At 38.6% G+C, this 21,688-nt stretch carries 23 protein-coding genes and 1 pseudogene; 11 read left to right on the forward strand and 13 right to left on the reverse strand.

Features of this window, described 5'->3' with window-relative positions:
- Window positions 1–459: 459 nt before the first annotated feature.
- Entirely contained in the window at window positions 460–1,152 is a 693-nt protein-coding gene (locus M8E35_RS20710; protein WP_252471959.1) for a class I SAM-dependent methyltransferase, read from the forward strand.
- Window positions 1,153–2,323: 1,171 nt separating this feature from the next.
- Here M8E35_RS20710 and M8E35_RS20715 read toward each other — a convergent pair.
- The 5 genes from M8E35_RS20715 to M8E35_RS20740 all read right to left on the reverse strand — a co-directional run bounded on the left by M8E35_RS20715 (window position 2,324) and on the right by M8E35_RS20740 (window position 7,298).
- Entirely contained in the window at window positions 2,324–2,860 is a 537-nt protein-coding gene (locus tag M8E35_RS20715) for a MerR family transcriptional regulator (RefSeq protein WP_252471961.1), read from the reverse strand.
- A gap of 71 nt (window positions 2,861–2,931) precedes the next feature.
- Complete coding sequence (locus M8E35_RS20720; protein WP_252471963.1) at window positions 2,932–4,152, reverse strand: MFS transporter; 1,221 nt, start codon at window positions 4,150–4,152, stop codon at window positions 2,932–2,934.
- 562 nt (window positions 4,153–4,714) lie between these two features.
- Window positions 4,715–5,128, reverse strand: coding sequence for a pyridoxamine 5'-phosphate oxidase family protein (locus M8E35_RS20730; RefSeq protein WP_252471965.1), 414 nt, complete (start codon window positions 5,126–5,128; stop codon window positions 4,715–4,717).
- Between the two features lie 70 nt (window positions 5,129–5,198).
- A complete protein-coding gene (locus tag M8E35_RS20735; RefSeq protein WP_252471976.1) occupies window positions 5,199–6,350 on the reverse strand; it encodes a YARHG domain-containing protein in 1,152 nt (383 codons plus the stop codon).
- A gap of 756 nt (window positions 6,351–7,106) precedes the next feature.
- Window positions 7,107–7,298: a helix-turn-helix domain-containing protein gene (locus tag M8E35_RS20740; RefSeq protein WP_373887470.1), complete on the reverse strand. Its 192-nt coding sequence runs from the start codon at window positions 7,296–7,298 to the stop codon at window positions 7,107–7,109.
- Window positions 7,299–7,474: 176 nt separating this feature from the next.
- Here M8E35_RS20740 and M8E35_RS20745 point away from each other — a divergent pair, with 176 nt between their 5' ends.
- Window positions 7,475–7,747: a CD3324 family protein gene (locus tag M8E35_RS20745; protein ID WP_252471978.1), complete on the forward strand. Its 273-nt coding sequence runs from the start codon at window positions 7,475–7,477 to the stop codon at window positions 7,745–7,747.
- A gap of 127 nt (window positions 7,748–7,874) precedes the next feature.
- Window positions 7,875–8,321 carry a GNAT family N-acetyltransferase gene (locus M8E35_RS20750; protein ID WP_252471980.1) on the forward strand — a complete coding sequence of 149 codons (447 nt, stop codon included), beginning with the start codon at window positions 7,875–7,877 and terminating at the stop codon, window positions 8,319–8,321.
- A gap of 96 nt (window positions 8,322–8,417) precedes the next feature.
- Here M8E35_RS20750 and M8E35_RS20755 read toward each other — a convergent pair whose 3' ends face one another.
- Both M8E35_RS20755 and M8E35_RS26770 read right to left on the reverse strand, forming a co-directional pair.
- Entirely contained in the window at window positions 8,418–8,912 is a 495-nt protein-coding gene (locus M8E35_RS20755; protein ID WP_252471982.1) for a hypothetical protein, read from the reverse strand.
- A gap of 259 nt (window positions 8,913–9,171) precedes the next feature.
- Window positions 9,172–9,339: pseudogene (locus M8E35_RS26770) on the reverse strand (23S rRNA (uracil(1939)-C(5))-methyltransferase RlmD); the annotation flags it as partial.
- On the opposite strand from M8E35_RS26770, the gene M8E35_RS20760 reads away from it, so the two are divergent.
- A complete protein-coding gene (locus tag M8E35_RS20760; protein WP_252471984.1) occupies window positions 9,331–9,498 on the forward strand; it encodes a hypothetical protein in 168 nt (55 codons plus the stop codon). The pseudogene M8E35_RS26770 and the gene M8E35_RS20760 overlap by 9 nt on opposite strands.
- Window positions 9,499–9,506: 8 nt before the next feature.
- Here M8E35_RS20760 and M8E35_RS20765 read toward each other — a convergent pair whose 3' ends face one another.
- Window positions 9,507–9,911: a type II toxin-antitoxin system HicB family antitoxin gene (locus M8E35_RS20765; RefSeq protein WP_252471986.1), complete on the reverse strand. Its 405-nt coding sequence runs from the start codon at window positions 9,909–9,911 to the stop codon at window positions 9,507–9,509.
- Between the two features lie 46 nt (window positions 9,912–9,957).
- The gene (locus M8E35_RS20770; RefSeq protein ID WP_252471988.1) at window positions 9,958–10,140 is read right to left on the reverse strand and encodes a type II toxin-antitoxin system HicA family toxin; all 183 of its coding nucleotides are present in this window, start codon (window positions 10,138–10,140) and stop codon (window positions 9,958–9,960) included.
- 341 nt (window positions 10,141–10,481) lie between these two features.
- On the opposite strand from M8E35_RS20770, the gene M8E35_RS20775 reads away from it, so the two are divergent.
- From M8E35_RS20775 to M8E35_RS20785, 3 genes are read left to right on the forward strand one after another with little or no spacing between them, the layout of a single operon-like run.
- Window positions 10,482–11,285 carry a hypothetical protein gene (locus M8E35_RS20775; RefSeq protein ID WP_252471989.1) on the forward strand — a complete coding sequence of 268 codons (804 nt, stop codon included), beginning with the start codon at window positions 10,482–10,484 and terminating at the stop codon, window positions 11,283–11,285.
- A gap of 12 nt (window positions 11,286–11,297) precedes the next feature.
- Window positions 11,298–12,425: an ATP-binding protein gene (locus M8E35_RS20780; protein WP_252471991.1), complete on the forward strand. Its 1,128-nt coding sequence runs from the start codon at window positions 11,298–11,300 to the stop codon at window positions 12,423–12,425.
- 6 nt (window positions 12,426–12,431) lie between these two features.
- Window positions 12,432–13,901: a vWA domain-containing protein gene (locus M8E35_RS20785; RefSeq protein ID WP_252471993.1), complete on the forward strand. Its 1,470-nt coding sequence runs from the start codon at window positions 12,432–12,434 to the stop codon at window positions 13,899–13,901.
- Between the two features lie 216 nt (window positions 13,902–14,117).
- On the opposite strand, the gene M8E35_RS20790 is transcribed toward M8E35_RS20785, so the two are convergent.
- Window positions 14,118–14,375, reverse strand: a complete 258-nt coding sequence (locus M8E35_RS20790) for a hypothetical protein (protein ID WP_252471995.1) — start codon at window positions 14,373–14,375, stop codon at window positions 14,118–14,120.
- Window positions 14,376–14,499: 124 nt separating this feature from the next.
- Window positions 14,500–14,733, reverse strand: a complete 234-nt coding sequence (locus M8E35_RS20795; RefSeq protein ID WP_252471997.1) for a hypothetical protein — start codon at window positions 14,731–14,733, stop codon at window positions 14,500–14,502.
- Window positions 14,734–14,887: 154 nt separating this feature from the next.
- On the opposite strand from M8E35_RS20795, the gene M8E35_RS20800 reads away from it, so the two are divergent.
- Entirely contained in the window at window positions 14,888–15,994 is a 1,107-nt protein-coding gene (locus M8E35_RS20800) for a hypothetical protein (RefSeq protein WP_252471999.1), read from the forward strand.
- 474 nt (window positions 15,995–16,468) lie between these two features.
- Here the strand turns inward: M8E35_RS20800 and M8E35_RS20805 are convergent, their stop codons facing one another.
- A complete protein-coding gene (locus M8E35_RS20805) occupies window positions 16,469–16,681 on the reverse strand; it encodes a hypothetical protein (protein WP_252472001.1) in 213 nt (70 codons plus the stop codon).
- A gap of 113 nt (window positions 16,682–16,794) precedes the next feature.
- Complete coding sequence (locus tag M8E35_RS20810) at window positions 16,795–17,544, reverse strand: cyclophilin-like fold protein (protein WP_252472003.1); 750 nt, start codon at window positions 17,542–17,544, stop codon at window positions 16,795–16,797.
- A 486-nt stretch (window positions 17,545–18,030) separates the two neighbouring features.
- Between M8E35_RS20810 and M8E35_RS20815 the strand changes: the two genes are divergently transcribed.
- The 3 genes from M8E35_RS20815 to M8E35_RS20825 all read left to right on the forward strand — a co-directional run bounded on the left by M8E35_RS20815 (window position 18,031) and on the right by M8E35_RS20825 (window position 21,507).
- Window positions 18,031–20,271 (forward strand): ATP-binding cassette domain-containing protein, encoded by a 2,241-nt coding sequence (locus M8E35_RS20815; protein ID WP_252472015.1) that lies wholly within the window; start codon window positions 18,031–18,033, stop codon window positions 20,269–20,271.
- A gap of 309 nt (window positions 20,272–20,580) precedes the next feature.
- A complete protein-coding gene (locus tag M8E35_RS20820; protein ID WP_252472017.1) occupies window positions 20,581–21,036 on the forward strand; it encodes a DoxX family protein in 456 nt (151 codons plus the stop codon).
- 78 nt (window positions 21,037–21,114) lie between these two features.
- Window positions 21,115–21,507 (forward strand): (2Fe-2S)-binding protein, encoded by a 393-nt coding sequence (locus M8E35_RS20825; RefSeq protein WP_252472019.1) that lies wholly within the window; start codon window positions 21,115–21,117, stop codon window positions 21,505–21,507.
- Window positions 21,508–21,688: the final 181 nt, after the last annotated feature.

The raw sequence follows: 21,688 nt of genomic DNA on the forward strand, positions 1-21,688 counted from the left end.
AAATCATTGAGGAAAAACAGTCCTCTTAACTTATATATAATTTTGGAGTTTAGCGACAACTAATTTGACAAATACCGTTCCACAAGTTGCGCTCTACAGCGGCCACAATGCTACTCAGAGAGACGGATAACCTGGCCTTGGTGCAAGATTTACCTAAGGCATAGCGATCCAAAGACTCCCACACTCTCTACCTATGACGACAGAAGACCAATATTGGCAACAACCCGGGAGTTCAGATGATGAACCCGAATAACAGGGCTTTTGCCCTCTTCCGCTCTATCCTTGCTACGGTTTCTGAACAAATGTTGCTTGAGGGCGTAACTGTGACCTAATAACCTGCTTTAATCAAATTCTTGCCAAGATTATCGAACTTCAAGGAAAGGTGAAGAAGGAATTAAAAAGCAAAAAGTAGAAAGTTACATATAAAAAATTGGAAATAGGAACACGAGGGTGAATGAAATGAACGAAGCACTTTTTGACCACGTTGCTACACATTATGATTCCTGGTATGATACTGAGCTTGGATCAGTCTCTGATCAAGTTGAACGCCACCTGGCCCAGTCCATGTTTAAGGCACCGGGTCCCAAGGTTCTTGAGATCGGATGTGGTACTGGACAATATACGAGCTGGCTTGTGCAAGAGGGATATGAGGTCACTGCTGTCGATATTTCCGGTGAAATGATGGCTCTGGCCAAAAAGAAACTAGCGGCGATTGAGGTAAACACCGCAAAAGCTAAGCCTGTTTACTGGTGGCATGCTGATATTACAGAAATTCTGGATCAACTTGAAACCTATGATGGGATTTTTTCCATGACCGCCTTTGAATTCGTACCTGAACCGGAAAACGTCTTGAGAAAACTTTTTAGTCGGTTAAAGCCCGGAGGCTGTATGATGATCGGACTCATCGCTGGTATGACTGCCTGGAGTGAATACTATGGGGAGACAGCTCGTAACAAGCCCACTTCTGTCTTTGCCCGCGCTGCTCTTTATACCAAAGAGGAAATAGGTTCCTGGCAAATCGGTGTACCTGCCGAAATTGGAGAATGTCTTTTCTTCCCTCCAAATGTTCAAACAACAGCTGAGGCCCTTTCTCTCGAGGAGAAAAGAGAAGGAAATCCTGGGTTTGTGGTGGCAAAGTGGGTAAAGGGCTGAGGAAATTGCCGAGTCAATCACTTCCACCCGCTCAGCGGGTGGTTTGCTCTAGCCCTATAAGAGCGGGGTACAGGCTGAGCCTAAAGGCTTACTGAAAGTTCCGCCAATCGCACTCCGCCCCGAACTACCTCTAAAGGGGTTTTGGGGCTATTTTTTTTTTGTTCTTTTCTACTGACTCACCCGTAAACGGGTAAACACCGTAGTTGTAATTGAGCATAATCTCGATATAATCAGGAGAGCCGACTGGATTATCGACATGGGACCGGAAGGGATTTACATTGTTGTGGGTGAATCATTTATTGATGCATACTATATTTAGAGGTACAAAGAACTTCCTATTATAAAACATGATTCAGGATATACATGAGCAGTTATTAAAGAAATAAGAAAGTGGGAATGTGTAATGAGTGAAGATCAGAAATGCCCTATATGCCCGAAATGCGAGCAGGAGTATGATAATGCGAATTCTAAAGAAGAATTTAATGTCTGCCCAAATTGCGAAACGATGGAAACACTAAAAATTTACGCAAAGCACCTAGTCCAGGGAAAATAATATTAAATTGATCCATTTTACCAGTTGACTAAATGCTTATAAATAGCCGCTTCATAAAGGTTCTCTTGATTACTTTTCGGCGATCATTTTTAGATTGTAACAGCAAAAGAAACATCATTAAAATTACAAAACACCCTCCACTCCCGTTACGCCGCGAGTTTAGGTGGAGCAATAAAAAGAACGGCGGCCGCCACTTCTCGCCTAACTTGTGGCAAGACAAACTAAGCGCCAGCATATACCAGCGCATCGAATCTTACTTTTTTATTTTACTGTTCTGCTCCATTAATGGCAGTATTCCAAATAATCCCCACCTTGCTCCGGTGAGGATTAATAATTTACTCAATTTTTTTGACCTACAGTACGCAGGAATAGTTTTTGACCACGGCAGTCGATCGTCTAATGCGGTTTTATCTTTCGAATTTATATTTGGAAGCTTCTCGAATATGTAGCTGAGATAATGAAAAGGATAACCAACCCTATTTGCCCTTCAAGCCACATTTCGTCATCAGAACTATACTCTCAGCGTGCCCTGTCACGCCAATAGAGCTATATTAAATATAGTCATTTTGCTGTGACCACGGTGCTCTATAACGATGCAAAAGCTATATTTTTTAAAACCTATTTTTTGTTCAATCTTCCATAATACTCTATTTGATTGTTTACTTCCTCTTCATCAAATCCGAGTAACTCAAGAAAATAATGATGTTGCAAGGGCGAATGCTTTTCAAATTCGGAATGCCATTCGTCCGACGTTTCTCTATTTATACCTGCCGAATTCAATATTGTAAGCCATGTGCTTTCATCAATACGCTTTAAATTTTTATATAAAATACTGTTTTCTAATAATTTAATAATTACATCTTGTTGTTTTTTTACCACTTCTATTTCTTTGTTCAGTTCTCCGAGTCTCTTCAAAAGTAGTGCAGTAACCTCCAAATCTTCTGCATTTAAAAGATTTGCAATTTCAGCTAACGGCACTCCAGCTTCCCTGAAAAGCATTATTTTTTTCAATCGTTCCATATCTGCATCACTATACAACCGGTACCCTACCTCATTCCTAGCGGAAGGTTTGAGAAGGTTAATTGAGTCATAATATAATAACGCACTCCTGGAAATCCCAAATCTGGCTGCAATTTTGCTCACGGATATTACCATAAACACCTCATCATTTCTTTATTTAAGTATATTCTATAACTTTTTTCCAGGTCAACAGCCAGTTTATCTAATTAAACAGAAACACCAGTACTCTGTCTATTAAGCATGAATAAAACAAGACCCAGAGTTATAGTTATAATTCCACAGAACATCAACAATTGTCCATACTTGAACCAATCTAACAATACACCAAATATAAGCATCGCAACGGGGTAAGTAAAATTACCTACTGAGCCTATTATGCCGAAGACCCTTCCTGCCATTGCATACTCAACATTTTTCTGCAGAATGGCACGATAGCAAGTGCTAATGACAACAACTGCGGAGCTCATTGAAAAAAATATGAGGAAATATGGAAATACATCACGAATACCCAAATTGCTTAAAATGCCGAATAACGCATAGACCAGACCGATAAAGCAGATGCCTCCGTACATGAATTCCTTTTCCTTGTTGTTTATACTCGTCAAGCTCAGTAAAAAACCTGTTAAAATAACACCTGTCCCATAAAAGGATTCAATATATCCCAAGTTTTGTGCCCCGTTTCCCTTCAAAGTCACAGCAAATACAGGCATGATTACCTGAACGGAACCCACGAAAAAGTGTAAAATAGCAATAACAGACACGATCAAGATTATACTCCTGTTTTTGAAAATGTATTTATAGCCGTCAAAAATATTTTCTCTGATTCTTTTCTTTAAATGCTCCGCTCTCGTAAGAGGTTTAATAACAAGTAAGGTTGCAAGAAGCGCTGCAATAAAAAAAGATAAGGCATTAAATGAAAAGATAAAACCATACCCTAACCAGACTGCACAAATACCGCCCAGTAACGGCCCTGCGACAAGCGCAATACCGCCAATAAACTGGCTTTTCGCATTGGCCTTGCTCAGCTCGTCTTTCTCTACTATCTGCGGAATAATCGCCTGAACTGTAGGATCGAAAAACGCAGAACATATGGAAAGTATTACCTGGGCAGCTATGATTATAAGCATATTCAATGCACCTGCATAATATGAAACAGCCACCGCGGAAACAACAAGTCCCCTGATAATGTCCGTATTAACCATGAGTGTTTTTCTGTTAAAAAAGTCAATAATACCCCCGGAAAAAAAGCCGGTCATGATCGCGGGTGCCATGGAGAAAAACAACACAATGCCCATCAGCGATGGGGAGTGCGTAGTCTGAAGAACCCAGTAGGCAAGTGCAAGTGAATAGAATTTATCTCCAATCTGCGAAATGAGCTGGCCGCATAATAAAAGGAAAAGATTATTATTGATATTAATTTTCTTCATATTGACCTCCTGACGATTTTCTAATAATTTTTTTATTTATAACTATAAACTATAAAGCCATAGACAGGTCAATCAAATAATCCAAGTAAAAACAATAAAAGCCAGACCTTACGATCTGGCAATACAAATGCAATATATTTCCCTGTACGCTTCTAACTATAAAAAGACTATACCCCTTCTCAAACCCGCTCATACCAAGGCCTTCGCTTAACCCCGATATAGCACAACCACGCACTCCACGTGCCTTGAGGATACAAAAAAGATGCCGCTTGAAGCTGGTAGCCCCTTGCGGTGAAGTATCCATTTGTCTTTACACTACTGGATGTTTGGGTGATGTTCCCCAGACATCATATTGTTGTTTGCAACACGGGTTGTTTCCTGGCAGAACATACCGGTTGTTGGAAGCTGAAGTCTCTCTGGTTGAGATTTGCCATGATCGATTAAAATTGCGTTATAGCTTTCCATATTCGCTAAAACCAGCAGTTAATTTAAAGTTGCATAATCTCGGATATTTCTGTTTTTATAAGGATTCCCTTCTCGCCATTAAAATTTCCTTTTTACCTTAAAGCTGAATATCCGTCTTCGGAGCCGAATTGGTTTCGATTGTCCATGTCAAAGCTTTCCCGTTTTTTAGTCTGAATACGATAAAAGAATTATAAAAATCCTGCAAGCTGCCGCTTTCCTTCCATGGTTTCAGAAATTTACGTGACGGGTGCTCAGATATTTCTTCCTTCAATGCATTATCATTTACTATCTCAAGCTCTCCTCTGACACGAACCTGGATGTTCCTTTTAAAGTCATTGAAGCAAAGCTGAACCTTTGGATTTTTCACAACTTGTTTGTACACATCCTTAAATGCACCCGTGTGAAAGACAATACCGGATTCATCCGCCTTATACAAATATTTGAACACAAAAAACGGTGGATTAGCGATCCACCGTTTTTCAAAATGATTTAAAGTTGTTTTATATACCACTACCATGGCCTGGCACTAATTTTATTTATGAACCGAAGACTTTTTAAAATATTTTAGTTCGATTATGGCCTTAGTCTGTAAAGTATAGCCCGTCGAAAACCTCACCGGCCGGAATACCCAGTTCCCGTACCTGTTGGAATCCTTCGACAGAAAACCATCCTTTTACGCCGTTCGCGGTAGTTGCATAACACCATTCCTTGTCATCACTGCCCACCAGCAGCAATTTATCTCCGGGTACCACACGAACCGCCACCTCTTGACTGCTCGGAGCTGTGTAGAGGGTCAGCGCTTTTTTGACTGTTACGTATTGTTCCTTGAAGGTTGACAGATAAAGCGGTTTTGCCACGTGTTCCAGCACATGCTGCTCATTGATGCGGTATTCATCGTCATAAAACCATGTTTGAAGTATCTGAAAACGCGTCTGGGCCATTACTTTCCCGTCTCCGGGCAAGCGGCTGTAAGTTCCGCACAGGCCCTGAACCTGGCCCATCTCGATGATCTTCCCGCCCCCATAGGCATAAAAGGTAGTTCTATAATCTTCACTGGGGCCATACTCCTGAACCACAATTTCCTTTACGCCGTCCATAATGTCCAGGTCGACAATGGAAAAACCCTCTTCCACATTCGTACCGCTGCCATGGACGGCGGCACCGTTAATGGTCAGGGTGAAATCGCTTCCTTCCGACAGGCTGTACCGGATTTCTTCCGGCTTCCCATCCCCATCCAGGTCAAAGCGGGCATATTTCCCCAGGGGCAGTCCCTGGCTTTTTGCCGGTTCCTTCCGTACTGCTTCATATCTTTCAATCAAGTCCACATTGTCTTTTTCAATGTCCGAGATTTCATTATTGAAAGCTGCATTTTTCGCATACCAGCTTTTAGCTCCGAAATACTTTTGCAATCCCTCATCCTTAAAGATATAGCCATGTCTGGCGAAAATTTCATTTCTGGCAAGATATAGCAAGCGGTAATCCAGGTTACGGACATTTTCCTCTGTCAGCCGGGTTGAATCGCTGTCCTTAAATATATAGCCTTCCTCTGCAGCCTCCGCTTTGTCCCCTTGTCCGCTTCCCGCATCGGCATTCATTCCTGCCGATATGCCGGCCGGGCTTTCTCCCGTCTGCAGACCGTTTGTGTCGGTCTTTCCCCCGCAGGCCGTCAGCCACAGTAGACTGGTGCAGCAGATGCAAGCCAGTACCCCCAGGGTTTTCTTCATCCCTTTCATCTGACTTCCCTCTCCCCTCATGCGGATACCCCTCATAACATTGCTCCGTGTCCATCCTGCATCCACAATTTTTACGCCAATAAAAAACAAATTAAGAGGGTATATCGAATAGTAATAACGTCTTTGATTTTACGACAATAATACTTGGACTACAAGGTATTGAGATTATCCGTACCAATGTAAATAATGGCATATTTACTGTGAGGAATTAAATAATGGCCGGTTAAGAATTGCGGCAGGCACAACCAGTATTAATAACAACAAATCATGCAATTATTATAACTACAAATGCCAAATTTGATAATATATTTCTTCTTGGTTAACTTTTAATCTGTTCAATCTTTGCCAGAGGTGCTAATCTCCATTCCTACTAACAATTATTAGAGTATCACAAGTTCAGTCATTCGGGAATAACCTTTCCCCTGTAACCTTTTACGTAAAAAACTCTCAAGTTGCTATCCCTGTAATAAGAGGATATGTCATCTGTTTTTATATTCTCCAGGGTCATGTAATTCCCAGCTACTATAAATATGCCCCAAACGCTTTATACACGTTCAAGCAAGCAGACCGATTCTGTATGCCTTGAGTGGGCAAAAAAGATGCCGCACCCCTCTGGGATTGTTATCTCTGTATTTACTTTTCACGTTAGCATAGTAGCTTGAACTGAAATTAGCCTGTTTAAGTGCCTTGTCTCTCTTTTTTCTATATATAACTTCTTCCTTATGCTCTGTAATCAAATGATGAGGACTTCTAGCCTCAAACCAAAAATGCTAGTACCCCAAGGCTTTCGAGCTGCCTACGCTGAGTAGACTTGTATATGTTACTATCTGCAAAGAAAAACTGATCTACTGACACATCTAAAAACGTAACAAGCTCATAAAAGATTTGCAAGCTCGGATGCTGTCCACTATTCTCAATGGACGCAATATACCGTGGAGCAATGTTCAATTCTTTGCAAAAGTTACTTAAAAATAAAATTTGTTTAAGTTATAATATAAAAGATTGGGGGGATGAACTATAAGGAAAAGCAGGAAACATTGTGCATAGCAAGGGCTATTGCATATCACTCAAACAGAATATCAATAGCCTTTGCTATCCTAAAGAATAATTTTTAGGAGGGCACAATGGGCTATGTTCACGCTTTGGAAATTCTGCCCGAGGGATTGATTGAAAAAATCCAAGAATATGTTGACGGGCAAGTTATATACATTCCAAAAATAAAATCAAAAAAATGTAAGTGGGGAGAAAAGACAGATACGAAAGCATATTTCAAAGAAAGAAATTTTGAAATATACAATAGTTACAAAAACGGCACGACTGTTTTTGAACTGTCAGAGAAATACTTTTTAACCCCCAAAAGCATTCAACGCATTATACGGAGTATGCAAATTTTATGAGTAGATGTGCCACTTTACAAAGTGGCACATCTATTTTTTTACAACGATGTGTGTTCCCCTATTTGAAATGGAAAACGGTATAATGGATTTGTAAAGATAACAGAGGAAAGGAAAGGGGAAATATCGAATGGAAATTGTGAAAATTATTGATAGCGATAAAACAAAGTACATGGAATTGCTACTTATTGCAGATGAACAGGTAAGCATGATAGAAAAATATTTGTATCGTGGTGATATGTTCGCCTTGTGTGATGATGATGTTAAGGCGATTTGCATTGTTACACAAGAGCAATCCGGCGTTTATGAAATTAAGAATATTGTTACCGTTCCTGAATATCAACGGAAAGGATATGGACAACATCTAATCTCATTTATTGCTGATTACTACAAAAAATCTGGTAACGAGTTATATGTTGGAACAGGCGATAGCCCTATGATACTTCATTTCTACGAGAAATGCGGATTTGCAAAATCACACATTGTTAAAAACTTTTTTGTAGACAATTACGACCACCCTATGTATGAAAATGGACAACAGTTAGTGGATATGATTTATTTGAAAAGACATCTATAAAATGGAGCTTGTGTCGCCCAACGGGGAAATAAAAAAACCGTTGTTTGGCGACTTTTGACATTCATGCTTTCATTACAATTTATCGAAGCAAGACTGTCAATCTAAAAAGTATCTATCTATAATTTTCTTTATCTCTGGATGCTCTTTATCGTCCTCAATAAGGTATTCTATAAAGAAATTCTCAACTTCTTCATCTTTTATTTCTGCAAGCAGCCCATAGATCTTATACCAAACGGGCGCATAGGAGTAGTTCCTGCAGAAATAAAATGCCATTTCCTTGAAACGTGGATTCTTTAGAAAATATAACGCTACCGCAATATTTAGGGCGTCTTGGTCTGATAGAACTTCCCTATTCCTTAATATACGGTCTAACCTTTCGTCCGATATATCCCCTGCCCATTGTTGCCTTGCGACAGTTAAAGCATCCGGGAAGACCTTTTCAACTTCTATTATTTCCTGTGGCCATTCATAGTTTTTATCAAAATCAGTATTCCGCATTGATAAGTATTTTTCTGTTTCGCCTTTGCTTAGCTGCCCAAATTTAAATGATTTCATTATTTGTTCCATAGGTGTAATCAACTCATCTGACACTAAAAGTACGCCATTTAGATATTCCACCTTTATTATTTGGGTTGTCATTCGGCATGGATACTGAACTTGTAGGGATTATAACAAGCGTTTTCAGCTTTTTCTTGTCTAATGCAGCGGGTATAACCCTTACATTCTTCATTTTCCTTCACATCTATTTAAAATGAGACACCCATTAATATTCTACCAAAAAGAAAAGACGTGAGGGAATTCACTCACGTCAAAGCATATATTTTCCGAAATCCCATTAAGTTTTGCAACGTCAGCGTTCCACGCGTTGCAACAGGACTGCGGCTTCCACATGCATCGTCCACGGAAATATATCCACCGGCTACACCTCAACCACTCGGTATCCCCCGCTCTGCAGCATCCCCAGATCCCGTGCCAACGTCCCTGGATCACAGGAGACATAGATGATCTTATGCTCTTTATATCAAGCATCATTTTAGCTTATGTGGCGATCGCCAGGTACTGCCAAATTGCAACTGCTGATCCTGATGTTGCTATTTTAATATTAAAGGGCGGGAAATATACCGCAAAAGGAAATATCATTAGTGTTATTGGCTTTTGCTTTGATCGTTGTTTTTGACAAGCATTTTAAGGTCTATCCACTCCAAGGTACTCCTTAATGGCTGCCTGGGTAATCTGTGAAAAGTTCACTCCTTGTTTTTCAGCAAGCTCCTTTAGCCACGCCGGTAACGTTATATTTGTCTTTACGGACCGATTATCCATCTCATTCTTTACGATTTCTGGAAACACGGTAATAGGAGCAATTATAGATCCTACAGGAGTGTCCTCAAATGGCGGCTGAGTAGGAGTTGGAATTATGTCCCCGTCTTTCTCCATACCCCAAAGATGTAGCCCCAAAGCTTCTTTTGCCATAGTCTGAGCGTGCTGAAAATCATCGCCCATTGAAATACAGCCCGGTAGATCTGGAAAATATACTCCAAATGCCCCATGGGTAGACGGTTCAAAAATAGCAAAATATGTTAATTTACGCAAGCTAATCACCTCTAAAAGATTATTTATTTAAGAGCAGGGTGCGGGTTTATTTCAACTCCGCCTGCTTCCATATGCTGTTAAGTGTACCTATCGGAATGTCGCCCTTGTGGGTCGGTAATGTTACCTTTCCTGATTTTGATGGGTGTATCAGCTGGATATGTGAGCCCTTAGTTTCTTTCTCTATCCAACCTTCCTGCTTCAGAATCTTTAGGACTTCCCGAACCGTCACTATGTTCTCCTCCTTTCAATTATATTATACGCATAGTTTATGCGTATATCAATATATTAAGAAGTATTTTTTAGATTACATGCTATAACAATTTGAAATTAGGAAAATGGATAGTGACCTTAGTAACAATTTTGATGGGACGATTAGTCTTCTCCAAATCAACGGTGCGTAAATTAGTTGCTTCTGAAACAGTGAAGTGTTACATATAGGTTGGCCGCAGAATGCCTGCATTTATAGACCCTTTTTTTATCCAGTGTTATAATCATCTTATTTAGATTAACTTGAAGAGTATCTATTACACTAAGTAATACTAAAAATAATCAAAGAAGGAAAGTAACACTATGGAAAAGTCAAAGCTGATTGAAATGATCAAGAATAATCCTTATGCCATAGCCTATATAACTAATCCTACCGATGAGATAAAGTTATTGGCTGTTAAAAACAATGGACTTACATTAAAATATATAGAAAATCCAACTCAAGAGATGCAAGAATTTGCTATAGACAATAATGGGCGAGCGATTCAATTTATAAATAACCCTACTGAAGATATGATGATCAAAGCTATAAATGATGGATGGGTTAACTTAGAGTATCTTAAAAATCCCAACGAGAAGATAATAAAATTAGCGATCAATCAAGCTGGCTGGGCTATTAAATATGTGAAGAATCCAAGTGAAGACTTGCAATTATTAGCTGTACGAAAAAATAACGATTCAATAAAATTTATCAAAGACCCTTGCGAACGTGTACAAGAAGAGGCTGTAAAAATCACTTATGATGCCTTGAAATATATAAATTCTCCTACACATAATGCAGAGCTTATAGCTATCAAGAATAATGAGCGGGCTATTACCTTTATAAATGATTTAGATAAAAATAAAATTTTAGAATTTTTGAAAGTAAATATTTTAGTGATTAAATATGTTATGAAAGAAATATCTAAAGATGAATTAGAACAAACGTTAAAGGAATCATTATCAAATGAAGATGTTGAAGAAAAATATGTGAGAGATTATTTAAATTGTAGTAATATAGATAAAAATAGCGACATTATGCCAACCGACAAGATCATGTTTATTTATAAATATGGAAGTAAAAAGGCAAAAAAAATAGCTGTCGATGAAAAGCTGAAGATGCTATAGGAGTGAGACATCATGAATTTTACAGACACATTAAAAAGTGTTGACTTAGTACTATCGACTGGAGAAGTACCTTTAATCGTTGGGGAAAGCGGAATCGGAAAAACAGCTTTAGCCAAGGAAATTGCTCAAGAAAATCATTGGAGTTTAATTGTGATTAATGGAAATCTCCTTAAAGAAGGTGAAATCGGTGGTCTGCCAACGATAGAGTCTTATGCAGGAGTTAATGATAAAGAAGATCAAGTTGAAAAGAAAGCGACGGTATATGCCGTCCATCATAAGCTAAGGGAAATTGATGAAGAAATATCTCAAGGAAAAACCGTTCTTTTATTTATCGACGAGATTAATCGCTGTGAACATACAGTCCAACAGGAACTTATGAATTTAATTTTAAATCGGGAAATCAATGGCTATAAATTACCTGAAGGTGTAAAAATCTTAGCCGCTATGAATCCTTCCAGTAAATATGGTTCAGATTTTGATTACCAGGTTGTCGATATGGATGCCGCCCAAGAAAATCGATTTGTCTGGTTATCTATGGAGCCAGATTATAATCAGTGGATCGATTGGGCAATAGAGGCCGGAATTGAGCAAAAGGTTGTCGAGTTTATCTCTACTTTCCCCGATTATTTGCATAAGATCAACGAAGATGATCTTAGCGCAACGCCCAGAAGCTATGAGCGAATTTCCAGCAGTTATAAAATTTATAAGGATAAAAAAGATTCCATACCTAGATCCGTGTTTTTAAATGTTATCAAGGGGAATGTCGGGAGATTAATAGCAGAAGAGTTTGTGAGCTTTGTTGAATCAGATTATCGTTCGCTCATATCTTATAAAGATGTTTTTTTAGGAAATTCTCTTCCTGAATCGATCATAGAAAGAGTGAAAAACGAAAGCCATACCAGACTTTATCTATCCGCAAAGAATATTCTCAAAAACTTAGAATCAAATCTATTAAACAATAGTGATGATTCAAGTTTTTATATGGACAGGCTGATTGAGTTTTTAAAAATACATCCTGTAGATTTAAAGATAGGAATCATGAAAGATATTAAAAACAGTTATCCTGAAGTATACAAACATGCCATAGAAAATGAAGCGTTTATCGAATCATATTTTGAATCTTATCGTTTAATAAGGTGATAATCTATGGATAGTTTTTTTGATAACCAAGTTAAAGAGCTCTATGAAAAAGCGGATATTATCATTAATAATTTCTTAAAAGCAAAGCGCAAAGATGAAAATTCCAAGGTAAATATACCCAAAGAGTTTAAAGAAGAGTTTTTTAGCCTTGTAGATAAAGTCAACTTAAGTCTTATGGAAGACAAAGATAATTTCTATGGCTATTTTTTGATGCAAATGTCCCGCGAAATACGATTTGACATCAGCAGTCCTACTGCTGTGAATTTTAAAGGGGCTAAGTATATTATCTATTTTAATCCCATCATTTTTTTAAATCTTAATATCAAACAAATGGAAAGTACCATTAAACACGAAATACTCCATATATTATCTAGGCATTTAATCAGAGCCAAAGAATTTAAGGGTGGCTACAGCACATTAGCCATCAATCTGGCCATGAATATCGTCGTCAATACCTATTTAGATCATCTCCCCCCCTATTCTGTTACCTTAGAATGGGTGAATTTAAATTATTCGTTAAACCTCCTGCCCTTTAAACCCTTTGAATATTATGCGGAAGAGATCCAAACCGCCCTGGACTTGCTGGAAGCGGATGAGGATGCAGCCGATGAAAGTGATACAGATGACGCTGATGATAGCAACGATAAAGCCGGGGCTGCTAACGATGCTGCCGCTGATCCTGATCAGGACGAAACAATAGAAACCGAGTATAATCCTGAAAAAGCCCATGACCTTTGGGCAGACTCCAGTGATATCGATGAAAAAACCCTTCAAGAATTTACGGAGAAGTTTATTGATAATGCTCAAAAAGGCAGCATTCCAAATTATTTAGAAAGCATGATCTCATCCCTTAAAAACAGCAAGGGTGAATTGCCTTGGAATTTATATCTTAAGAGGCTGATGGGAACGGTTGAAAGCAATAAAAAGAAGACGATATCCAGAAGAAATCGTAGGCAACCCGAGCGATTAGATATAAGAGGTCAACTTAGAAGTCATAAAGCCAAAATCGTTGTTGCCTTGGATATCAGTGGCAGCATTAGTGATCAGGAATTTAATCAAGCCATCCAAGAAGTCCTGGCTATCGTTAAAAATTATAATCATGAAATTACGATTATCGAATGTGACAGTGAAATCAGACGTGTGTATAACGTCAAATCAGTAAAGGATCTAAAAGATAGAAGTAATATCAGAGGAGGCACCAAATTTACCCCGGTTTTTGAATATGCTAATAGGCATAAGGTTAATTTGTTAGTCTATTTTACGGATGGCAAAGGTGAAGAAAAGCTTCTGACAATACCCAGGGGGTATAAAACCTTATGGGTTATTTCTGGGAGAGGAGATAAGCTTTCCTTAAAAGAAGCATATGGGGCAGTCAAAAAGCTTAAGAATGTTGAAATAAAAGATGATTCATTAAAAATGAGTGATGTTAAAAGAGAAGGATTTTCAATGCAAGACCAGGAAAGTATGGGTATTTGAGGCTCAGTAATCGTCTCCACGTGCCGTGCCTTGACGACAAAAAAGATGCCGCTTGAAGCTGATAGCGAAGGACGATTTTTTAAAATCAAAGCAGGGGGTGTCGCAAATTACTTTTTAATAGTTTTGCGACACCCCCTTTTAATTATAAGCTATTGAGTTTGAAGCTAGTCTTTTTTGCTTATCTAGAAACATAATAAACCAGCTGACTTTTGGTAATTATCCGAGTTTGCTGTTAGGCAGCAAATGACTAAAATTTTCAGCAAACTGCATAACAACGGTTTGTACTTCCTCCAACTTTTCTGGCTTTAGCAAAGCAATCATTTTAGGGAAAAACAGCATAATATCATCCTGTGTAAAATTGCCTTCTGTCAGCTTCTTAAAGTTTTCAACAAGTAATTCTTTTGCTTCCTCTACCTTGTCATCTTTTACTCTTTCTAAAATAAAACTTAAAAATTGTTCCTGTTCGTGATTCATATTAACCTCCATTAAGCTTTATACATCCCATAGTATATCACAAATTATTAGTATGTTTACAGCTTGCTCCGCTCCCAGCACGATATACAAAACACCCTCACCGTCTCAATGTAAAGATCAAACGTTATGAAGATGTAATTATCCCTATTGAGGACAAGCTGAAATTACTGAAATGACAGTCATAAGAAACCCCCTCAATCGGCGTCAGAAAAGACCTGCGCCCAGCGACTGAGGGGTTTATATAAGTTCGGCGACTTACCGACAATCTGCGGCTTGCGTCATTGACTTCGATTTCCTTCAATACCCGGACAAAACGAATGAAGTGTGGTTGATTGATAATCAAGTCTTGATTCGTCATAGTTGTAACCCCCTTTTGATCGTGGGCGCCATGCCAATAGGCCGCAGAAATGCGGTTCTATTTATTTTGAATAAATGCCGTTGGTCGCATGTTGAATTTAGAATGGTTATCTTGAAAATTAGGGCATACTAAAAAAAATGTCGGAGGTATTCGAGTGGATCGTCCCGCATCAAATTCATCTGTACGACGTTACATAGCATATGTCAGTACACTTGGTACGACACAACTTCATTTAAGAAGCCCTATCGTAATCGCTTGGTGGTCTTTGGCATTTCCCGGCTTAGGTCACTTATTGTTATCAAAATATCTAAGGGGATACCTTTTGTTTATTTGGGAACTTTTCGTTAATACGAATGCACATATAAATCTGGCGATGCTATATTCCTTTACAGGCAGATTTCAAATGGCAAAAGACGTTCTTGATATTAATTGGGTACTTCTATATATTCCAACGTATATTTTCGCCGTTTGGGATGCCTATCGAACTACAATCGACCTAAATCATCAATATATCTTAGCAACTAGAGAAGATGCCGAAGTTAAAATGTTTAACATCAGTGCGATTGAAATTAATTATTTAGATAAGCGAACACCATGGAATGCGGCTATGTGGTCGGCCTTGATGCCAGGACTTGGACAGGTCTTAATTCATCAGATTCCTGCGGCTTTGTTTATGATTATTTGGTTTATAGTGATTATCCAGCAGTCCAAATTCCTTCCAGCTTTCCATTACACTTTAATGGGACAGTTTGACTACGCTAAATCAATTATTAATCCACAATGGTTCTTAAATCTTCCTAGTGTCTATCTCTCTGCAATCTATGATGCCTATCAAAATACTACATCTAATAACAAGGTGTTTGATTGGGAACAAACTAAATTTCTAAAGAAGAATTATGAAAATAAAAACTTTAGAATGCCCGTTGGGAAAATGGATGGAAGCGGTGAACGTATGTATATTGTCTCAACATTTGACCATTCAAATTATTTAGAGTTGGCTATTACAGCAATTCAAATGAAAGGAATCGCCAAAGAAAACATTCTTGGTGTATCTTTGGATAAAAAAGGGGAAGACAGAAAGCTATTTGATACTTTGCATTCTTCTGATGGGTTAAGTTTGTTGGATTTACCTATGATCCTTGCAACTCTATTTTGTCTCTTTGGAGGAATCTACGGCTTTATACTAGCATGGGGTCCAATTTTATGGGGATTAATCGGTTTGTTTGCGGGTTTTAGTTTAGGTCTAATAATAAAGTTATAACCACTAAGAAATATGATGATAGACAGAAAAAGTTAAAGGCGACGGAAGTTGTATTAATTATCGAGTGTAAAGAAACTCAGGCGGAGATGGTTAAAGACTTACTTTGGGAAAATCATGCACTTGGTGTTAGAAAGTTAAATTTAGAAAACAAAGAATCGTTCTGTTAAAAATAGTAGTTAGGGGTGATTAATTGTTTTACGTTCCGTATTGGACTATGGTAGCAGTATTTATGGTTATGGCATTAGCGGCTATCTTGATACATAAGATGACCTTTATTGATAGTTTGGTTTACTTCCGTCTTTTTGTCGTCCACAAACGACACAAGCTAAATGTTCCGTACAAGCGCTTTGTCACGCCACAAAAAAAGAAACCGCAACGGTGTTCGATTGATTGCCCTATTTGACGCGTGGCGGTTTTTCGTTTACGGTCGGTTTGTGCCGCCAACGTCTTCCCGATCGGCGGGCAACGTTCCAATCACGAACGTCGATGGTCTTGCTGACAAATGGTTCTTTCGTCAATCGCATGAAGTCCCGGAATTCTTTTCGTGTTTCGTATGAAGCGCCGGGTAACAAATGGCAGTATAATGAACAAGCCGAGTATTTCATGGATAGCATTGTCAGTAAAGCGATAATCCATGACAACCAAGAGGCCTAGTGTCATCACAAGATTCAGTATGTTTCTAATCATAATTTCCAGCCTCCGCAACCAGTTCTCGATGTCCGCTGCATATTTTTTGCTCGATCATCCCAAATGGCGAGTCCTTATCATAATGTATTTTTTACAGATTCTAATTACTCTGCCTAATACTTTTCTATCGCAACTGTGAAATCTCCATCAATGCTTGTAAGAGATTCCATACCGGACTCAATGCTGCCCAATGGAACCACTCCTGTTGAATAACCGAAATCATGGTAGTAAAAGCATATGTTGCCCCAGGGAGCATAATATGCCAGCTCTCCAACCGAAGGATCGTAGCCTGATGGAGAACCTTCAGTAGAAAGTTTCTGGGGGAGATAACTGATTTTTTCCGTGCCTGAATAATCCTTAAAACTCAATTTTAGAGGAAGTTTTTTAACCAAATCCCTACTTGTGGGGTTATCATTCATTTTCACGATAATTTTCCTATTATTAAAAGTCAGCCGGATTCGAACATCTTTTGCAGGTTCTTCTTCATGAGAAATGGAAGGTGAACTTGGGGAAGAGGCTTTGTCTTCCTGTGCTGTTCCGCTTGGTGCTTGAGTCGGATTATTATCCACGGGCTTGTTAGCATCAGTCTTGCTGCCATCAGCTTTATTGCCTGTAACTGAGTTTTGTGAAACCGTATTTTCTGATGTGCCTACCGTTTTAATCGTGTTCGTAGGGAGCTTGGTTTCATCCGGTATACTTTCTGTCACCTGACTTCCAACCGACTCGCTTTTTATTGTTTGATTTTCATTAACCGCGGCAGTGTGCGAGGACAAACTATCATTTGTGGAGGTTTCGTTGCGTTGACAAGCCACAAGTGAGAGGACCAATAAAAGTGAAATAGAAAAAACCAAAAACCTTTTCATCTTCTTTACCTCCTTGTTTTATCTGATCAATCCAGTCTTTCAATGGCAACGGCCATCACTCCTCATCACTCAGTGATTCAAAATCATGATTATCTCTACCGATTACTTATCTTAAAGGATAGAGTTAACTTCAGGTCAATACTTTGTTTTGAAAAAATATTTGTTAAATAAACCTTTTAAAAGAACTAGCTGGCATAAAGATGATGACGCCCCATCACGATCATAATGATGATCGGAAAAAGATAAGCTTTTCGCTTGGCCAGTTTCGTATTTTCTTCCACTGAAACCGCCTCCTATTTTCGTGATAATAACGAATGACTTTTCATGGCGCTATACTACTGATCATTTGACACTGTAAAACTTGAAGTCAGGGTAAAAATGAGTTACAGTATAGTCCACCGCTTATAAATGAATATGAAAATTGAGCACCAGCGTTCTGAAGGATGTTGGTGCTATTGGCAATATCTTTACGATGGAGGAATACTGATGGAAACCGAATTTATTGAAATACTTGGTGCTAGAGAAAACAATCTGAAAAATGTCAGTTTGAAAATACCCAAAAGGAAGCTGACCATTTTTGCTGGAGTTTCGGGTTCTGGAAAATCATCGATTGTATTTGATACGATAGCACAAGAAGCAGGTAGAGAGTTAAATGAGACATTCAGTAATTTTGTGCGTACCTTTCTTCCGAAGTATGGACGACCAGACGTTGATTCGATCTCTAGCTTATCAACCGCCATTGTCGTTGACCAAAAACGCCTTGGGGGGAATTCACGCTCTACACTGGGTACAATCACAGACATTAACTCCTTATTGAGGTTGCTTTTTTCCAGATTGGGTGAGCCAAATATTGGTCTATCCTTTAACTTCTCCTTCAATGACCCACATGGCATGTGTCAAACCTGTGAAGGACTCGGACAAATCATGACCTTGGATATAGATAAGGCATTAAATACAGAAAAATCATTAAACGATGGCGCAATTTTACTTCCGGGTTTCGGGGTAGGCACTTGGCAATGGAAAATGTATGCCAATCACGGCTTCTTTAACAATGACAAGAAGATCAAGGACTATACTAAAGAAGAGTATGATAAATTAGTTTACGCAAAACCCGAAAAGGTTTTGATAAACATCATGGATGGGGAAATGAATTCCACCTATGAGGGACTTATAGAAAGGTTCACTCGCCAAAACATCAAAACAGATCGGGAAAAGTCCCAGGCTAATCAGAAAAAGATTGAAGCCTTTACTTCCATCCAAAAATGTTCTGATTGCAATGGAAAAAGGTATAACGAAATAGCTCTATCCTCGAAAATACAGGGATATAACATTTATGATATGACCGCTATGCAAATTGACGAATTAGTTGAGGTACTTAAAAAAATAGAGGATAAAACCTTTGCTCCAATTGTGCAAAGCATCGTTGAACGACTAGAGAACTTAATTCATATCGGACTGGATTATCTGAGCCTGACTAGGGAAACATCGACTTTGTCGGGCGGAGAATCGCAGCGTGTCAAAATGGTCAAACACTTGTCAAGCAGTTTAACGGACGTTATGTATATTTTCGATGAACCAAGCATAGGGCTTCATTCCAGAGATGTTCATAGGCTAAACGAGTTGCTGCTCAAAATCAGAGATAAGGGAAATACCGTTATCGTTGTTGAACATGACCCCGATGTTATGAGAATAGCCGACCATATTGTGGATGTCGGCCCAAAGGCAGGCTCACAGGGCGGAAATATCGTGTTCGAGGGCAGTTTTGAGGATTTGAAACAGGCAGATACATTAACAGGAAAGTTTCTAGGAAAAAGGCTTGAACTTAACGAGAATCCAAGGATTAGCCATGAATTTTATGAAACTAAGAAAAGCAGTATCCACAATCTAAAAAACGTGAGCCTGCAGATACCTAAAGGTTTGTTTACGGTAGTCACGGGTGTCGCCGGTTCGGGTAAAAGTACCATAGTCAATGAGGTTTTTATAAAAGAATATACTGAAGCAGTGGTGATTGACCAAAGCGCTGTCAGTGCTAACATTCGGTCTAATTCAGCCACCTATACAGGAATCATGGATTTGATTCGCCAGATATTTGCAGATGAAAATAAGGTGAGCGCTGGGCTATTCAGCTATAACTCCGAGGGTGGTTGCACTAATTGTGGCGGAACGGGATTTATTGAAACTGACCTCTCATTTATGGATTCCATGAAAACTGTTTGCGAAGATTGTGGAGGAAAGCGCTATAAAAAGGACGTTTTAGGTTATCAATACAAGGGCAAGAACATTGTCAACATTATGGAAATGAGCATAACAGAAGCAAATGAGTTTTTTGAGCATAAGGAGATCATGAAAAAACTGAAAAGTATCATTGATGTGGGGCTTCAATATATGACCTTGGGGCAACCGCTGAACACTCTCTCAGGTGGCGAGTGCCAACGATTGAAGCTTGCCAAGGAATTAAACAAAAAAGGCAACATCTATATTATGGACGAACCCACAACAGGGCTTCATATGTCAGACATAACTAATATTCTATCGATTATTGACAGGCTTGTAAAAAAAGGAAACACCGTAGTTGTAATTGAGCATAATCTCGATATAATCAGGAGAGCCGACTGGATTATCGACATGGGACCGGACGGTGGAAACCGAGGTGGCGAGATTCTTTATAGCGGGAACCTGATGGGGTTGAAGGAATGTAATAGGTCTATAACCGGAAAATACATTTAAACTTGGCTTCTATGGAAATCAACTGTCGAGTCCCCAATTTGCAAATTGTCTCAATAGCAAAGTGCAGTTAAACCTGATTAATTTTCGGGTTTAACTGCACTTTCAGGTTTTAGTTGCAATGTGAAGTTTATTAAATCTCTATTCTAAGTTATTACCTTCCGTTGTTAACCGCCATTAGTCAAAGAAGAAGTAGATGGATTTAATTTCTATATTTTATTTACTATCCCTACTAAAGATTTTCCGTCTTAATGTATGTAGTTTGGTTAGCGCGCCAACAAACTTAATTAAAAACGGAAAGGAAGAAAATAAATGAACAATCTAATAAAAAAGGTGTTTTCAGTTTCACAAACCAATAGTCTATTAATCCTACGTCTTGCCTTGGGAATCATCTTTTTTGCCCATGGAGCGCAAAAGCTACTTGGTTGGTTTGGTGGTTATGGTTGGGCAGGAACTATCGGTTTCTTTTCTCAAACATTAAATATTCCCCCATCATTAGCGGGTCTTACAATATCAATCGAGTTTCTCGGTGGTATTGCAGTTATTCTGGGATTATTAACCCGTCCTGCGGCATTTGGACTTGCCATTATAAGTCTAGTTGCAATGCTTAAAGTCCACTGGGTAAATGGTTTCTTTGTGGAAGGCGCTAAGCACGGCATAGAATTTATTTTTGCCCTATTTATGATTGCTCTCTTCTTAGTTATAGAGGGTGCGGGACCGATTTCGTTTGATAGACTAATTTACGGACAAAAAGCTGATCGAAAGTAAAGGGAACCTTCAAAGAATTACTCTTTATTAACCTGTGATTAGAAGAAAATGCAAATAAACTATAAGTGAGGGGTCAAAATGTTAAATTCAATACTATCTCTTTTTAAAGCCAAAGAACAGCCCAAAGTAATCTGTGGATGTATGAATGTTACGGAAAAAGATATAATGAATGCCATCAATAAGGGTGCGAATTCGTTTGAAGAGGTACAAGTTGCTACCAAAGTCGGAACGGGTTGTGGTAATTGTGTTGCAGGTAATAAAAAACTTGTCGATGAAGTATTATTAAATAAAAAGATTAATGAAAATCAAATAGTCTGTGGATGTATGAAAGTTAGGGTTCAAGATATAGTAAATGCGATTAAAGATGGTACTCGTTCATTTGAAGAGGTACAGACTGTTACGAAAGTTGGTACGGGTTGCGGTAATTGTGTAGAAAGTAATAAAGCATTATTTGCTCATTTAATTAAATAAATCTCTTGATTTAAGGGGGCTTGTCACACTGAGTGATGGGCTCCCTTATTGATTAATCTCTTATTTAGGCCTTGAAAATATTTACTTAAATAAGAATAACCAGTTTAAACTATGAACAAAATAATGCGAGTTTAGTTTACAAACAAATCCAAGATGTCCTTCGGGATTTCCTTAGAAACTT

It is taken from the genome of Desulfosporosinus nitroreducens, from assembly GCF_023897015.1.
Lineage (GTDB): Bacteria > Bacillota > Desulfitobacteriia > Desulfitobacteriales > Desulfitobacteriaceae > Desulfosporosinus > Desulfosporosinus nitroreducens.

What these genes read in the sequence shown, in the direction of transcription:
- M8E35_RS20710 (WP_252471959.1), top strand. Translation starts at nt 460, where the DNA reads ATGAACGAAGCACTTTTTGACCACGTTGCTACACATTATGATTCCTGG.
- M8E35_RS20715 (WP_252471961.1), bottom strand. Translation starts at nt 2,860, where the DNA reads ATGGTAATATCCGTGAGCAAAATTGCAGCCAGATTTGGGATTTCCAGG.
- M8E35_RS20720 (WP_252471963.1), bottom strand. Translation starts at nt 4,152, where the DNA reads ATGAAGAAAATTAATATCAATAATAATCTTTTCCTTTTATTATGCGGC.
- M8E35_RS20735 (WP_252471976.1), bottom strand. Translation starts at nt 6,350, where the DNA reads ATGAAAGGGATGAAGAAAACCCTGGGGGTACTGGCTTGCATCTGCTGC.
- M8E35_RS20745 (WP_252471978.1), top strand. Translation starts at nt 7,475, where the DNA reads ATGGGCTATGTTCACGCTTTGGAAATTCTGCCCGAGGGATTGATTGAA.
- M8E35_RS20750 (WP_252471980.1), top strand. Translation starts at nt 7,875, where the DNA reads ATGGAAATTGTGAAAATTATTGATAGCGATAAAACAAAGTACATGGAA.
- M8E35_RS20760 (WP_252471984.1), top strand. Translation starts at nt 9,331, where the DNA reads ATGCTCTTTATATCAAGCATCATTTTAGCTTATGTGGCGATCGCCAGG.
- M8E35_RS20775 (WP_252471989.1), top strand. Translation starts at nt 10,482, where the DNA reads ATGGAAAAGTCAAAGCTGATTGAAATGATCAAGAATAATCCTTATGCC.
- M8E35_RS20780 (WP_252471991.1), top strand. Translation starts at nt 11,298, where the DNA reads ATGAATTTTACAGACACATTAAAAAGTGTTGACTTAGTACTATCGACT.
- M8E35_RS20785 (WP_252471993.1), top strand. Translation starts at nt 12,432, where the DNA reads ATGGATAGTTTTTTTGATAACCAAGTTAAAGAGCTCTATGAAAAAGCG.
- M8E35_RS20790 (WP_252471995.1), bottom strand. Translation starts at nt 14,375, where the DNA reads ATGAATCACGAACAGGAACAATTTTTAAGTTTTATTTTAGAAAGAGTA.
- M8E35_RS20795 (WP_252471997.1), bottom strand. Translation starts at nt 14,733, where the DNA reads ATGACGAATCAAGACTTGATTATCAATCAACCACACTTCATTCGTTTT.
- M8E35_RS20805 (WP_252472001.1), bottom strand. Translation starts at nt 16,681, where the DNA reads ATGATTAGAAACATACTGAATCTTGTGATGACACTAGGCCTCTTGGTT.
- M8E35_RS20810 (WP_252472003.1), bottom strand. Translation starts at nt 17,544, where the DNA reads ATGAAAAGGTTTTTGGTTTTTTCTATTTCACTTTTATTGGTCCTCTCA.
- M8E35_RS20815 (WP_252472015.1), top strand. Translation starts at nt 18,031, where the DNA reads ATGGAAACCGAATTTATTGAAATACTTGGTGCTAGAGAAAACAATCTG.
- M8E35_RS20820 (WP_252472017.1), top strand. Translation starts at nt 20,581, where the DNA reads ATGAACAATCTAATAAAAAAGGTGTTTTCAGTTTCACAAACCAATAGT.
- M8E35_RS20825 (WP_252472019.1), top strand. Translation starts at nt 21,115, where the DNA reads ATGTTAAATTCAATACTATCTCTTTTTAAAGCCAAAGAACAGCCCAAA.